The organism is Endozoicomonas sp. ALC020 (assembly GCF_049275935.1).
Lineage (GTDB): Bacteria > Pseudomonadota > Gammaproteobacteria > Pseudomonadales > Endozoicomonadaceae > Endozoicomonas_A.
Window position 1 is genome coordinate 175,729 of the sequence record NZ_CP184830.1, and the last position, 14,010, is coordinate 189,738.

The 14,010-nt window shown below is 48.6% G+C and carries 12 protein-coding genes; 7 read left to right on the forward strand and 5 right to left on the reverse strand.

Features of this window, described 5'->3' with window-relative positions; translation table 11 throughout:
* The first annotated feature begins 144 nt into the window (after positions 1–144).
* The 4 genes from ACOJUO_RS00645 to gatB all read left to right on the forward strand — a co-directional run bounded on the left by ACOJUO_RS00645 (position 145) and on the right by gatB (position 4,489).
* On the forward strand, positions 145–834 hold the full coding sequence (locus ACOJUO_RS00645) for a tellurite resistance TerB family protein (RefSeq protein WP_422138649.1): 690 nt from the start codon (positions 145–147) through the stop codon (positions 832–834).
* 274 nt (positions 835–1,108) lie between these two features.
* Positions 1,109–1,396, forward strand: a complete 288-nt coding sequence (gene gatC / locus ACOJUO_RS00650; RefSeq protein ID WP_317145569.1) for an Asp-tRNA(Asn)/Glu-tRNA(Gln) amidotransferase subunit GatC — start codon at positions 1,109–1,111, stop codon at positions 1,394–1,396.
* Between the two features lie 60 nt (positions 1,397–1,456).
* Positions 1,457–2,908, forward strand: a complete 1,452-nt coding sequence (gatA, locus tag ACOJUO_RS00655) for an Asp-tRNA(Asn)/Glu-tRNA(Gln) amidotransferase subunit GatA (protein WP_422138650.1) — start codon at positions 1,457–1,459, stop codon at positions 2,906–2,908.
* A gap of 78 nt (positions 2,909–2,986) precedes the next feature.
* Entirely contained in the window at positions 2,987–4,489 is a 1,503-nt protein-coding gene (gene gatB / locus ACOJUO_RS00660) for an Asp-tRNA(Asn)/Glu-tRNA(Gln) amidotransferase subunit GatB (RefSeq protein ID WP_422138651.1), read from the forward strand.
* Positions 4,490–4,650: 161 nt separating this feature from the next.
* Here the strand turns inward: gatB and ACOJUO_RS00665 are convergent, their stop codons facing one another.
* The 3 genes from ACOJUO_RS00665 to ACOJUO_RS00675 all read right to left on the reverse strand — a co-directional run bounded on the left by ACOJUO_RS00665 (position 4,651) and on the right by ACOJUO_RS00675 (position 8,489).
* The gene (locus ACOJUO_RS00665; RefSeq protein ID WP_422134786.1) at positions 4,651–5,706 is read right to left on the reverse strand and encodes an endonuclease/exonuclease/phosphatase family protein; all 1,056 of its coding nucleotides are present in this window, start codon (positions 5,704–5,706) and stop codon (positions 4,651–4,653) included.
* A gap of 136 nt (positions 5,707–5,842) precedes the next feature.
* On the reverse strand, positions 5,843–7,183 hold the full coding sequence (locus ACOJUO_RS00670; protein ID WP_422138652.1) for a hypothetical protein: 1,341 nt from the start codon (positions 7,181–7,183) through the stop codon (positions 5,843–5,845).
* Complete coding sequence (locus ACOJUO_RS00675) at positions 7,167–8,489, reverse strand: hypothetical protein (RefSeq protein WP_422138653.1); 1,323 nt, start codon at positions 8,487–8,489, stop codon at positions 7,167–7,169. The genes ACOJUO_RS00670 and ACOJUO_RS00675 overlap by 17 nt, the downstream gene beginning before the upstream one ends.
* Before the next feature lie 473 nt (positions 8,490–8,962).
* On the opposite strand from ACOJUO_RS00675, the gene ACOJUO_RS00680 reads away from it, so the two are divergent.
* Positions 8,963–10,573 carry an AbgT family transporter gene (locus ACOJUO_RS00680; RefSeq protein ID WP_422134789.1) on the forward strand — a complete coding sequence of 537 codons (1,611 nt, stop codon included), beginning with the start codon at positions 8,963–8,965 and terminating at the stop codon, positions 10,571–10,573.
* Between the two features lie 250 nt (positions 10,574–10,823).
* On the forward strand, positions 10,824–11,198 hold the full coding sequence (locus ACOJUO_RS00685; protein ID WP_422134790.1) for an STAS domain-containing protein: 375 nt from the start codon (positions 10,824–10,826) through the stop codon (positions 11,196–11,198).
* 23 nt (positions 11,199–11,221) lie between these two features.
* Here the strand turns inward: ACOJUO_RS00685 and ACOJUO_RS00690 are convergent, their stop codons facing one another.
* Both ACOJUO_RS00690 and upp read right to left on the reverse strand, forming a co-directional pair.
* Complete coding sequence (locus ACOJUO_RS00690) at positions 11,222–12,481, reverse strand: uracil-xanthine permease family protein (RefSeq protein ID WP_422138654.1); 1,260 nt, start codon at positions 12,479–12,481, stop codon at positions 11,222–11,224.
* An 18-nt stretch (positions 12,482–12,499) separates the two neighbouring features.
* Positions 12,500–13,126, reverse strand: a complete 627-nt coding sequence (gene upp, locus ACOJUO_RS00695; protein ID WP_422138655.1) for a uracil phosphoribosyltransferase — start codon at positions 13,124–13,126, stop codon at positions 12,500–12,502.
* A 291-nt stretch (positions 13,127–13,417) separates the two neighbouring features.
* On the opposite strand from upp, the gene ACOJUO_RS00700 reads away from it, so the two are divergent.
* Positions 13,418–13,975 (forward strand): hypoxanthine-guanine phosphoribosyltransferase, encoded by a 558-nt coding sequence (locus tag ACOJUO_RS00700; protein WP_422137133.1) that lies wholly within the window; start codon positions 13,418–13,420, stop codon positions 13,973–13,975.
* Positions 13,976–14,010: the final 35 nt, after the last annotated feature.

Consider the following 14,010-nt stretch of genomic DNA (forward strand, 5'->3'; position numbering starts at 1 on the left):
TTCTGACATTACTGATGGCTTACACTAAGACTTTTGATAATCCTTACCCGATGCTAACAAACCTTTACCCCGCCTATTCATGCTAAGCAGACGAACACACGTATAGTAACCCCGTTATGAGCACAATCTGAACGGGAGGCCGTTATGGATTTTAAAGGTTTATTTAATCAAGTTGTTAGCTCAGGTTCTTCCCTGATCAGTGAAGGTAAACACAAACTTGAGGGAGAACTGAAAACCTCTTCATCAGACAGAGAAGGCGGCTCTATTTTTTCTGGCTTCGGAAAAGGTGCACTGACTGGCGGTGCTTTGTCTCTGCTACTTGACGCCAAAAAAGGCTGCACGATGGCAGGTAAAGCAGCCGAAGCGGGTGGTGCAGCAGCCCTGGGAGCATTAGCACTGAAAACCTACAAGGGCTGGGCCAATCAGCCTGAAGATAACCAACAAGACTCAAGCGATCTGGAATTGCAGCAGGAAAATGAAGAAAGGCAGAATCAGGTGATTCTGATGGCGATGATTGCCGCCGCCAAAGCCGACGGCCACGTGGATGAAGCCGAAAGAGAAAGAATCTATAAAGCCTTCGAGTCAATGGGAACCAGTCAAGAACTGAATCAATTTGTACAGCAGGAATTGAAGAAACCTCTTGATCCGGCAGAAGTAGCTAATGAAGTGTTCGGTCCTGAAGAAGCCTCTGAGGTCTATCTTGCCTCCCTTCTCGTTGTGGATGAACAAAATGCTATGGAAAAAAACTATCTTGAGGAACTGGGTAGACAGCTGAAACTCGAGCCTGAGTTGGTTGAAAAACTCGAAGCCCAAGCCCATGTGCAAGCGGCGTAATACCCTGAAGGGACCACAAAGGTCCGTTCGTCTTTGTGGTTCCGACTCAAACCTGCTTCTGACGATTTGGTCCTGACTTCTCAACACCTCTTCCCAGACCGACTCGACACCCATGACTTCTGTCTACAAGAATTAATCTCGACTGCATCTTGAGATTCACCTTCATAGCCCATACATTTAGCCTTTATTCTTCACGTCCAGCTCTCTCTTAGCCTCAAAAAGCAGGTGAAAGCTGGGTATGACCGCTTTTTAAAGCCCGAATTCGGAGATAGCCATGGCCATTGATGCCTCTGAAATTCAGAAGCTTGCCCATTTGGCGCGCTTGTCCATAGACGACAATCAGGTAGAGACCACTGCCAATACCATCAGCCGCATTCTCGAACTGGTTGACCAGATGCAGAAAGTTAATACCAATCATGTTGAACCCATGGCTCACCCATTGGATGCCATCCAGCGCCTGCGCGAAGACGTTGTGTCTGAAGAGAATAATCGCGAGCAGCTGCAGAGCTGTGCACCGGCCATTGAAGACGGACTCTTCCTGGTTCCCAAGGTGATTGAGTGAGCTGGCTCGATACCAGAAACCTCAACCCTTTACCCTGTTTTAAAGCGATTACCCAGAATCATGTACGATAAATCACTCTCAGAACAAAGCCGCGCCCTGGCCGACGGGGAACTGTCCAGTGTTGAGCTGACCCAGCTCTATCTTGAGCGAATCAAACAGCTTGATGGCAATTACAACAGCTACATAACAGTGACCGAAGAACTGGCACTGAAACAAGCCAGGGCTGCCGACGAACGTCGTGCAACAGGCGATGCCTTGGCATTGACGGGTATTCCTCTGGCCCATAAGGACCTGTTTTGCACAGAAGGTGTAAAAACCACCTGCGGCTCCAAAATCCTGGACAACTTTGTAGCGCCTTATGAATCAACGGTTACCCGAAAATTCAAGGAAGTCGGCTCTGTCACGCTGGGTAAAACCAACATGGACGAGTTCGCCATGGGTTCCTCCAACGAAAACAGTCACTACGGTGCTGTGAAAAACCCCTGGGATACCCGGGCCATTCCCGGCGGTTCCTCCGGTGGTTCTGCAGCCTGCGTTGCAGCACGACTGGCAGCCGGTGCCACCGGCACTGATACTGGCGGCTCCATTCGTCAGCCAGCTTCTCATTGCGGTATCACGGGCCTTAAACCTACCTACGGTCGTGTATCCCGTTACGGTATGATTGCTTATGCATCCAGTCTGGATCAGGCAGGCCCTATGACACAAACCGCCGAAGATGCGGCCCTGATGCTGAACGTAATGGCTGGCTACGATCACCGTGACTCTACCTGCCTGGATCGTGAAGTGCCCGATTATACAGCCAATCTGAATGAGTCTCTGGACGGTCTGACAATTGGCTTACCAAAAGAATATTTTTCAACGGGCCTCGACTCTGAAGTTGAACAATGTGTGCGAGACGCCGTTGCTGAATTCGAAAAGCTGGGGGCCAGGGTCAAAGAAGTCAGCCTGCCTAATCTGGAGCTGTCCATTCCTTCTTATTACGTAATTGCACCGGCTGAAGCTTCTTCCAACCTGTCACGCTTTGACGGTGCCCGCTTTGGTCACCGCTGTGATAATCCTGTTGACCTGATGGATATGTACAAGCGCAGCCGTAGCGAAGGTTTTGGTGAAGAAGTCAAACGTCGTATTTTGGTGGGTACTTACGCACTGTCTGCAGGATACTACGATGCTTACTACAAAAAAGCCCAGAAGATTCGTCGCCTGATCCGTGATGACTTTATAAATGCTTTTGAACAGTGTGACATTATCATGGGACCTAACGCTCCGACCTCGGCCTTCAACATTGGCGAGAAGAGCAACGACCCTGTTGCCATGTATCTGTCCGATATTTACACCCTGTCTGTTAATCTGGCGGGTCTGCCCGGCATGTCGATACCAGCCGGAATGGCCAGTGGCCGACCAGCAGGTTTGCAGATGATTGGCCGTCACTTTGATGAGTCCCGACTGCTGAACGTTGCTCACCGCTTCCAGCAGGCCACCGACTTTCATAAACAGTTCCCGGTTAATGGTTAACAGTGGGCGGTAGATTGTGCTTCAGACTTACCTCCTGAAAGACAATTTACAACGGATTACATTTCGAGGATTTGAAAAGTGTCTCAAACAACTCCGAGTCAACAGACCACTGATCACTGGCCACTGTCAACAGATCAATGGGAAACCGTTATCGGCCTGGAAATTCACGTTCAGCTGGCCACCAAAACCAAGATTTTCTCCGGAGCTTCTACTGCTTTTGGCGCCGAGCCCAACACTCAGGCCTGTGCGGTCGATCTGGGCCTGCCGGGCGTCCTGCCGGTGGTGAACGAAGAAGCCATTAACATGGCCATCAGGTTTGGTCTGGGTATTGATGCCGAGATCAACCAGGTTAACGTTTTCGAACGTAAGAACTACTTCTATCCTGATCTGCCAAAAGGCTATCAGACCACTCAGCTGGAGAAGCCCATTGTCGGTGCAGGTCACATAGAGATTACTCTGAAAGACGGCTCGACCAAAACCGTTCGTATTCATCACGCTCATCTGGAAGAAGATGCGGGCAAGAGTCTGCACGAAGATTACCACGGCATGACCGGTATCGACCTCAACCGTGCTGGCACACCTCTGATTGAGATTGTGACAGAGCCCGACATGCGTAATGCCGAAGAAGCAGTCGCCTTCGCCAGGAAACTGCACTCTATCGTCACCACACTCGGCATCTGCGATGGTGACATGTCCCAAGGCTCCATGCGCTTTGACGTAAACGTCTCTGTACGCCCAAAGGGTCAGAAAGAGCTTGGTACCCGCACCGAAACCAAGAACCTGAACTCCTTCAAGTTCATGGAAGCAGCAATCCTGAAAGAAGTGCAACGTCAGATCGATCTGATAGAAGACGGTGGCGAAGTCATTCAGGAAACCCGTCTTTATAACGGCGACACCGGCGAAGCCCGCTCCATGCGCAGCAAGGAAGAGGCCAACGATTACCGTTATTTCCCCTGCCCGGACCTGCTGCCGATTGTGATAGAAGACAGTCGTCTTGAAAAACTCCGTGCTGAAATGCCGGAAATGCCAGATACCAAAAAAGCCCGCTTTGTCAGAGAGCTGGGGTTGAGCGAAGTGGATGCTGAAATTCTGTCAGGCGATCAGGCGACGGCCACTTTCTTTGAAACCGCTGCGAAAATCAGTGGTGACGCCAAACTCGCTGCCAACTGGGTTCTGGGTGAAGTATCCAAGTCCCTGAATGCCAAAAGCATTGCAATTTCAGACAGCCCTGTTTCTGCTGAAGCACTGGCAGGCCTGATTGCCCGCATCAAGGACAACACCATTTCTGGCAAGATCGCCAAACAGGTTTTTGAAGCCTTGTGGAATAGCGAAGGCAAAGATGCGGATGAAATCATCGAGAAGAAAGGTCTCAAGCAAGTGACCGATACAGGCGCCATTGAATCCATGATTGATGAAGTACTTGCTGCCAACGCCCAACAAGTCGAAAACTATCGCGCTGCACCTCCCGAAAAGCGTGGCAAGATGATCGGCTTCTTCGTGGGTCAGGCCATGAAAGCCTCAAAAGGCAAAGCCAATCCGGGTATGGTTAACCAGATTCTCAAGAAAAAGCTGGACGCCTGAGAGTTATTTTCCGATTCGGAGACAATTAACCAACTCACCCCAAGGAGGCAGTCGCAAAACTCCAACAGCTCTTTCCCACGCTTTGCCCTACAGGACCTGAAAGCGTGGAAACCAGAGTTTTTCGACAGCCTCCGGGGAAGAGGAATATGAACCTTAAAGATTTATTCCTCAGTGAAATACAGGATACCCTCAACGGGATAATGATCCGAAAGCACACCTAATCGGGTATTTGTTTGATTGGCCTGTAAAATTCTCAGGTAACCACTCACTGGACAGACATTTCTCCTGTCACAAAGAATATTATCCAGAGTACCCTGATGAGGACCTTTTCCTTTGGCCATTCCATTGCTATGGATGTCAAAGGAATAGGGCAAAGAGGTATTGGTAAAATCAGCTGCCTGGCGGCTGAACAGGGTTTCCAGCATGATTTGAAAATATTCACCCCCTTCAGATTCTCCGTCTTTTCTACCCGCATCAGAATTAAAGTCCCCCATGTAAATGACTGCTTCATGGCTGGGTATATTCAATTTACTCTTGATCTCCCCAAGATAATCGTAGTGCCTGATCAGACCTTTGTATTCATCTTCGCTATCAGTTTGCACCGTTTGCAAATGGAGACCAAACACATGCAAATTTCCACTTTGGGTTGGCACCTTGATATACCAGGCACCGACAGCACACCACCCCTGGTTGCCTGCCGGCATTGGAAAGACAAATTCACGCATCTCAAGAATCGGCGCCTTGCTATAAATCACTACCCCGCCATTGAATAGCCTGCCATACAACAGCCATTCCCACCCTTCACCCAAAACAGGCGTCATGTAATAACCTGCCTGCCTCATTCCCTCATTGACGACGTCTCTGAGATACTGATCACCCAATTCCTGAAGCGAGACAATGTGATAATCCCTCTTGCTCATATAATGGGCAATTTCCTGCGCCCTCATTTCCGGATCGTTCATGTCCTGGCTACCAAACCACCACATCAGGAACTCAAAAAAGTCATAGGAAGTCATCAGATTCACATTCCAGGTCAATAGTTTAAGAGGCAAACACTGATCAGAGACACTCAAGGGACAGGTCGTGGGAGGGCTGGTGTAGACGGGAATGGATTCCATACTTTTTCGTTTTCCAGAAGCATCCGGCAAAGGCGAACCTGCAACTGCAAGGATACTCACCCCAAAAAGTAAAGCCAGAAGGGCACTGAACTCTTTCATCAAGCTTGCTCACTGACTGGAAAATCAAATTTACAGGATAGAAGCTCTCGAAAAAAAGCATAGAAGAAAATCAGGGGCTACTGACCGGGGCGTACGCCTTCAGCTACTAGTAAAAAATGGAACCACAAGAAGGAGATTAATGGCTGTTTTTGGCACTCTTCATATTATTAGCCTTCCTGAAGAATTCGGTGAAGCCATCCTGAATATTTTGCAGCTCTTTATAAATAAACGATTGATGTCTTCCATCATAACCTTCAGTTTTGATCAACTTTTCCAGATCATCGAAACGTGTCTGAAGATCAACACTGTTGCTGATGAGCTTTTTAGCTTCAGCATCAATTGCTTCATAGCTTTCCCAAAACGCCTCACAGGATAAATTGGCTGATTGAAGCCTGCCATGGAGCTGCTTCAATTCACCCACATCCACCTTTGTCGCTGCAACTGCCTGCTGCTCAGGCCAGACCCAGCCACACATCCAGCTACCAACACTTCTTACCGCTTCCGTCAATTTAGGGACGTATTTACCCACTATTGCCACCAACATCAAGGTTCCACCTATCGATTTGGCCGTTTTGACTAGAGGATGGTAGCTACCTGCGTAGAGTCCCGCTACACCCAGATGCTGGTCCAGAAGGGAAGACGTAAAGTATTGAATAAAATGCCCGGGATAGCCGGTTTTTGAAAAAGCTTCCTGAGCAAAATCAACACAATTAAACCCAATCCCTTGAAAGATACAACTTTCCTCTCCTTTATCACAGGCATCGGCGTACTCTGAGATATACTTCTCAACTCTTATGGCTTCCTGTTGAGAGATAAAGAAAGTGACTTTAGGGATATCATTAATTTCGTTATGGTAATAAGTTTTAAATTCGATAGCTTCATCCAACACAACCCCCTGCTGTGTTTTGGAAAGAATTTCATATGAATATCTGTCAACTCCAACAGAACACGACACCTTTCCCTGAGATCTTCTGCCCGCCAACTTGGCCCCTCCAGACACTACAGAGGCCAGTAAGAGTCTGCGAACCCGCCCAAGATCCCCAACAACTTCCCGCACAGGACACTGATTATGATCAACGAAAGGCTCGAGCACTTCGTCAACAGGGTCTGGTTTCTCGTCTCTCGGTAATGGAGGATCAGCGGGGGGAGCCTCAGAATGAGACAGGGAGTCCAGTTCATGATCATCATCAAGACTACCTTCTGCATTCTGTGGTATCACTTCCCACCGAGTATTCGAAACAGGATAGAGACCGCGAGCAATGTCTACGCCTCTGGCTTTGTTTTCAAGCCTGACAAAACTGTGGCTATAGTCGAGATAAACGGTCAGCCTACAAGAAGGGTTGTCTGCCCTTGTCACATTGCGAGTATTGAAAGTTGCCGAATCACGTAACAGGACGCCGGATTGAGAAAGATCACCGGTATCCATCGGCCCGGGAGGCAGAGCCCCTGTCTGAAGTTTACTATGCCCGTCGTCCATGCCAACTCTCCTTGCTGTTATGAGCGTTCTTCATGTCAGCAGCCTCCCTGAAGAATTCGGTAAAGCCGTCCTGAATATTTTTCAGCTCTTTATAAATAAACGATTGATGTCTTCCATTATAGTCTTCTGTTTTGATCAGCTCTTCCAGATCATCGAAACGCGCCTGAAGATCAACACTATCCCTGATCAGCTTTCTGGCCTCAGCATCTCTTTCACTATAATTTTCCCAGAATACCTCGCAGTATAAATTGGCTAATTGAAGGCTGCCATGAAGCCGCTTCAACTCACTCACATCCACCTGTGTCGCTGCAATCGCCTGCTGTGCAGGCCACACCCAACCACAGATCCAACTGCCAACACTCCTGACAGCTTCCTTCAGCCTGGGAACTGCGCATTTGCCAACCACGACCGCCAACATCAGTGTTCCAGCTATCGAAGCGGGATTTTTGACCACAAGATGACAGCCAACTGCGTAGAGTCTTGCCATGCCCACGCTCTGCGACAAGATTGAAGGGGTGAAATATTCAATAAAATGACCGGAATAGTCCGTTTTTGAGAAAGCTTCCTGGGCAAAATCAACACAGTTGAACCCAATCCCTTGAAAGATACAACTTTCCTCTCCTTTGTCACAGGCATCGTCATACTCTGAGATATACTTCTCCACCGCCAATGCTTCTTGCTGAGAAATGAAGAAAGTAACTTTAGGGATACTGTCAAAACCCTCATAGGCATAGCCGAAGGTTTCATCTGAAAGCCGCCCCTGCATTTTCGAAAAAAGCACTCTATGAACACCCATTAACGCCAATGCTCGCCCTACGTGTGTTTTGCCCGCCAATTTTGCCCCCAAAGACGCTGCATAGGTCAGATAAAGTTTGGATTTCAATTTATCATTATTACTATCAACCACCGGACACTGATTACGAGCAACGCGAGGCTTTTGCACTTCCTCCATAGGAGCTGGTTTGGATAGTTTTAATAACAAGGGACTAACGGGAAAAGTCTCAGAATTGAACAGGGCTTCCAGCCTCAGCTTATTACGAAGATTAGCTTTCGATGCAACAAACCGTACTGGGTAGAGACCTCGGGTAATGTCTACTCCTCTGTCCTTGTTTTCAAGCCTGACAAAGCTGTGGCCATTGTCGAGGTAAACAGTCAGTTTACAAGAAGGGTTATCCGCCCTTGTCACATTGCGAGTATTGAATGTGGCAGAACGACCTGATACCCCCCTTGAATGAAGCTCATTACCCGTGCCCGATGGCCTCAGAGGTTGACTGACTGTGAAAGATTGACTGGATCCAGCGTCCATACTCAGACTCCTTATCTACAAAAACCACATCCTCAGTACTATTAAAGGTGAACAGGTTCTGATCATTCATCGTAAAAATGCCTCAGCTCACGATCAGTCATGCCACGGAAGAGTTAATTGTCAAATCCCTCCCTAAACAAGCCCTGTTACCTGCTTACCATGGACTCAGGGTTTTCAACTTAATTGACAAACGTCTTTTAAAATGAAATTCAAATCAAATAAAAACTATATCCTTATAACTAAATTTGTAAAAAAATCCTGTTTCAGAGTATTATGCCGACCAGATTTTCTGGGAATATAGTCCAGCTTATCTTTTTGTCAGGATCATTTGCCTGACTCATCCGTCGCATTCATTTGCTAAACGACCACAATCACAAGCATTTAACGAATGAGTGTTACTCATGGCCAGGCTATCAAAACTACAAAGCAAAGATGCTGGCTAAAAAACTACTAAAACTGTTTGGAGCGGAAGTATGTCGTACCAGTCCGAAACTCTCCCAACAGGTGATGCAAATAATAGCAAAAATAATAGCACCGCCTTTGATCGTTTCCTCGCTACGGTAGAGTGGCTTGGCAACCTGTTACCCCATCCAATTACCCTGTTTGCCCTGTTTGCTGTGGGTATTGTTATTATCAGTGGTATCGCCTCATGGGCAGGACTGAGTGTCGTTGACCCCCGTCCGGAGGGAGCCGCAGGCCGTGCAACAGATGGCATGATCCATGTTGTCAACCTGCTGACAGGTGATGGCCTGCGGATGATTGTGACCAGGCTGGTTACCAATTTCACCGGCTTTGCTCCTCTGGGCACCGTACTGGTTGCTCTCATGGGTGTTGCTATTGCAGAACACTCCGGGTTGCTAAGTGCACTGGTTCGCTCCCTGGTGATGAAGGCATCCCGCAACACCGTAACCATGATTGTTGTGTTTGCCGGTATTCTGTCCAATACCGCTGCTGAACTGGGCTACGTGGTTGTTATTCCTCTGGCTGCCATGATCTTCCACTCACTGGGAAGACACCCTCTGGCCGGTCTGGCTGCCGCTTTTGCCGGTGTTTCCGGGGGGTATAGCGCTAACCTGCTTCTGGGCACTGTTGATCCACTGCTTTCCGGCATCACAGAAACGGCCGCCAGAATGATTGACCCGGCTTATGTCGTGGGTCCTGAAGCCAACTGGTACTTCATGTCGGTCAGTGTATTCCTGATCACCTTCGTAGGTACCTGGGTAACCAACAAGATCATTGAGCCTCGTCTGGGCAAGTACAACGAATCAGAAGCTTCCGTTGATCTTTCTGAAGACAAAATGGAAGACGTCACCGACCTTGAGAAACGCGGCCTGAAACGGGCTGGAATGGCATTACTGGTCTTGGTGGGTGTTATGGCTCTCACCATTGTTCCCGAGTGGGGCGTTCTCAGACACCCTGAAACGGGTGCTGTTGCGGGCTCTCCATTCCTTAAGGGCATTGTTGCCATGATCCTGATCTTCTTTGCGATTCCCGGCTTTGTCTACGGTAAAACGGTAGGCACGGTCAAGAATGACAGAGACGTAATCGATTGCATGTCCAAGAGCATGAGCACCATGGGCATGTACATTGTCCTGGTGTTCTTTGCTGCCCAGTTTGTTGCTTTCTTTGGCATGACCAATCTCGGCACCATCTTTGCGGTACTGGGTGCGGAATTCCTTCAGAACATCGGCCTGACCGGCCCACTACTGTTCGTTGTTTTCATCCTGATGTGTGGTTTTGTAAACCTGATGATTGGCTCCGCTTCCGCGCAGTGGGCCGTTACTGCACCAATCTTTGTGCCAATGCTGATGCTGGTAGGCTACGCGCCTGAAGTCATTCAGGCCGCCTACCGTATCGGTGACTCAGTCACCAATATCATCACGCCAATGATGAGCTACTTTGGCCTGATCGTTGCCTTTGCTTCACGTTATAAGAAAGACCTCGGTATTGGCACTCTGATCTCCATGATGTTGCCTTACTCAATGTTCTTTGTGATTGGCTGGAGTGTGTTGTTCTTCATCTGGATCTTCGTAATGGGTCTGCCGGTTGGACCGGGGTCAGCGACTTTCTACAGTGCTGGCTAACTGACTGACAGGACATTTAAGACAGGGGTGATGGTTCACCCCTTTTTTATTGCTCGGAAATAAGTCAGAGACACCAGCGAATCTCAAACCTACCGCTCCATCGGAACAGCTTAACCCACGAAAAGACCTGCCGGAAAAAAAGCTGTTCAGCTGAAATTGTCAGCAATGCTGTCAACCTTGTTATACCAATTGCTTCCAACAGATCCTAGGATATCTCGCAACAAAGCAGCCATTTTAAAGGAGTAAGACTATGGCCTTATCCATCAATCTGGAAGATCATTACAACTACACCCTGCTGGAAGTTCGGGGTAAAGTAGACGCTGCCACCTCACAAATGCTGGACCGAGCCATCGAAGCCGCTACCTTTGAGGGCAATCACCACCTGATTCTGGACTGTTCACAGCTATTCAGCATCAGCAGCGAAGGCCTGAGAGTCTTACTCAACACGCGAAATTCATTGACCCGGATTCACAGCATCACGCTTTGCAATGTCTCAAGATCCATCCATTCACTGCTGGAACTGACGGGCATCTCCAGATTCATCAACATTGCCAAAGATCTGGATGAAGCTGAATCTATGCTGTTAGAATCTAATACCGAGCTGGACAGGATCAGTTTCAATTAGTTTTGTAACAGGATCACTTGCAATCAGGCATCTGTAGACTGAAACTTATCTTCCCTGTCGGCATGAGGCAAGATCGCATTCAGCAAAACGGCAGTAATGGCACAAAGACTAACGCCTTTCAGAGTGAACCCACCCATCGACAAAGCCAGATCACCAATACCAAACACCAGAACAACTGACACAATCACCAGATTGCGTGGCTTGCTCAGATCCACCTGAGCCTTGATCATGGTACTGAGACCGACAACAGCAATAGAGCCGAATAATAGCATCATGATTCCACCCATCACCGGTGTTGGAATCGTAGCCAGAAAGCCACCGACTTTGCTGATAAACGCCACTGCAACAGCCATGATTGCAGCCCAGGTCATGATTTTGGGATTGAAAGCTTTTGTCAGCATCACCGCACCGGTGACTTCTGAGTAGGTAGTATTGGGAGGGCCACCCAACATGGCCGCAGCAGAAGTGGCAAAACCATCACCCATCAGGGTATTTTTCAGACCGGGCTTTTCGAGGTACTTCTTACCGGTAACCGAACTGATCGCCAGCATATCGCCAATATGCTCAATAGCTGGCGCAATCGCGACTGGTACCATGAACAGAATGGCATTCCAGTTAAACTCCGGGGCCGTAAACGCAGGAACAGCAAACCATGGACGATCAATAACCGGCTGAAAATCCAAAACCCCCATAAATAACGCAGCAATATAACCAACAGCGATTCCACAGATAACCGGAATCAGTTTGAAGATACCGCCGGCCATGGTGGAAACGGCCAGTGTTGTCACCAGAGCGACGCCCGCCAGCAACAAGGAAGTATTGGGATCAATCGATGAGTTGGCATCACCACTGGCCATGTCAACGGCAACAGACGCCAGCCCGAGACCAATGACCATAATCACCGGACCCACTACTACCGGAGGAAATAATCGATAAAGGATGCCGCTTCCCCGCAGGCGAATGATAAAGCTGAGCACTACATAAAACAGCCCTGCTGCCATCATACCGCCCAATGTTGCAGGCAGGCCCCAACTTTGAACACTAAACGTAATAGGCGCAATAAAGGCAAAAGAAGAGGCCAGAAAGATAGGCACCTGCCGTCTGGTACATAACTGGAATATCAGCGTACCAATACCAGCGGTAAAGAAAGCAACATTTGGATCCAACCCGGTCAACAAGGGCACCAGTACCAGAGCACCGAAGGCGACAAACAGCATCTGCCCCCCCATCAACATCTGTCGCCATACTGGCATTCCATCATCGGCCAGGTTTATATCAGTCATAATCAGCCTTTCCCTTCACTATTTAGTTCCGAAGATTTTATCTCCTGCATCGCCCAGACCCGGTATGATATAACCGTGGTCATTCAAACAATCATCTACTGATGCAGTAAAGATTTTGACATCCGGATGAGCTTCAAGCACTTTCTCTATACCCTCCGGAGCCGCCACCAGCACAAGGCAGCGGATTTCCTTGCAGCCGACTTTCTTGAGCATATCAATAGTGGCCGTCATGGAACCACCGGTAGCCAGCATAGGGTCTAATACCAGAGCAATTCGCTCATCGATATCCTTAACCAGCTTTTCGAAGTAAGGAACCGGCTCAAGGGTTTCTTCATCCCGATACAGACCTACGACACTGACCCGTGCACCCGGCACCAGATCAAGCACTCCATCCATCATACCCAGACCTGCTCTGAGAATGGGAACAATAGTAATTTTCTTACCTTTGATCTGCTTGACGGTGACGTCTCCGGCCCAGCCATGAATAACATGATCTTCCAGCTCAAAATCTTTGGTCGCTTCGTAAGTTAGCAGCGAACCCACTTCATTAGCCAGTGTCCGAAACCCTTTCGTACTGATACCCCTGGTGCGTAAAATGCCCAGCTTGTGTTGTACCAGAGGGTGCTTGATTTCTTGTACGCTCATGTCAGCTCCCGATGCCTTCCACTTAATACTGACTCTACCCATTTGACGGGCTTGAATCTTTTTATTTTTACACAGCCCTTATGACCCACCTATAAGTTTTTCTCACAGCAAACCGAAGTAAGCTATAACTTGCTGTTCACATCTAATGTAGGTATCGTTGCCCTCTTTTTTCCACGGTTCAACTTTTGTCTGCGCTGCCTGGAACCCGATTCATTGCTTGCCCATCAGGCAGTTTCCGGAGAAAGCCAGTTGTTAGCCAATGACGAGTTATTACAACGAGGTTCCCAACCCATGTCTGTTGATCTCGACCATATCCAGCAAGTCCTCAACGAGGCTGACTGCCTGTACAATGAACAACAGATAGAAGACGCCATTAAAAATATGGGCAGCGCTATTACTGAACAACTGTCTGGTAGTAATCCACTGGTTTACTGTGTAATGAATGGTGGCATGGTCATTACCGGCAAGCTGCTCACTCACCTGCAGTTCCCCCTGGAAGCCTCATACGTGCACGCCACACGCTACCGTGATCAATTAACCGGTGGCCGTCTGGACTGGAAAGTACGCCCTTCACAGGACATGAAGGGCAGGACAATTCTGATCGTTGATGACATTCTTGACGAGGGCCACACTCTGGACGCCATTGTCGACTTCTGCAAGGAACAGGGTGCCGAGAAGGTTCTGACCGCCGTTCTGGTTGACAAGCTGCACGACCGCAAGGCTCGCCCCGGCCTCAAGGCAGATTTCTCAGGTCTTGAAATTGAAGATCGTTATATCTTTGGGTATGGGCTGGATTACCAGGGCTACTGGCGAAATGCCAACGGCATTTTTGCTTTGAAGGGTCACTGAAAATTGAGTGAGCTGAACCAGTTTACCCGGTGGTA

What these genes read in the sequence shown, in the direction of transcription:
- ACOJUO_RS00645 (WP_422138649.1), top strand. Translation starts at nt 145, where the DNA reads ATGGATTTTAAAGGTTTATTTAATCAAGTTGTTAGCTCAGGTTCTTCC.
- gatC (WP_317145569.1), top strand. Translation starts at nt 1,109, where the DNA reads ATGGCCATTGATGCCTCTGAAATTCAGAAGCTTGCCCATTTGGCGCGC.
- gatA (WP_422138650.1), top strand. Translation starts at nt 1,457, where the DNA reads ATGTACGATAAATCACTCTCAGAACAAAGCCGCGCCCTGGCCGACGGG.
- ACOJUO_RS00690 (WP_422138654.1), bottom strand. Translation starts at nt 12,481, where the DNA reads ATGACTGATATAAACCTGGCCGATGATGGAATGCCAGTATGGCGACAG.
- ACOJUO_RS00670 (WP_422138652.1), bottom strand. Translation starts at nt 7,183, where the DNA reads ATGGACGACGGGCATAGTAAACTTCAGACAGGGGCTCTGCCTCCCGGG.
- ACOJUO_RS00680 (WP_422134789.1), top strand. Translation starts at nt 8,963, where the DNA reads ATGTCGTACCAGTCCGAAACTCTCCCAACAGGTGATGCAAATAATAGC.
- ACOJUO_RS00665 (WP_422134786.1), bottom strand. Translation starts at nt 5,706, where the DNA reads ATGAAAGAGTTCAGTGCCCTTCTGGCTTTACTTTTTGGGGTGAGTATC.
- ACOJUO_RS00685 (WP_422134790.1), top strand. Translation starts at nt 10,824, where the DNA reads ATGGCCTTATCCATCAATCTGGAAGATCATTACAACTACACCCTGCTG.
- upp (WP_422138655.1), bottom strand. Translation starts at nt 13,126, where the DNA reads ATGAGCGTACAAGAAATCAAGCACCCTCTGGTACAACACAAGCTGGGC.
- ACOJUO_RS00700 (WP_422137133.1), top strand. Translation starts at nt 13,418, where the DNA reads ATGTCTGTTGATCTCGACCATATCCAGCAAGTCCTCAACGAGGCTGAC.
- ACOJUO_RS00675 (WP_422138653.1), bottom strand. Translation starts at nt 8,489, where the DNA reads ATGGACGCTGGATCCAGTCAATCTTTCACAGTCAGTCAACCTCTGAGG.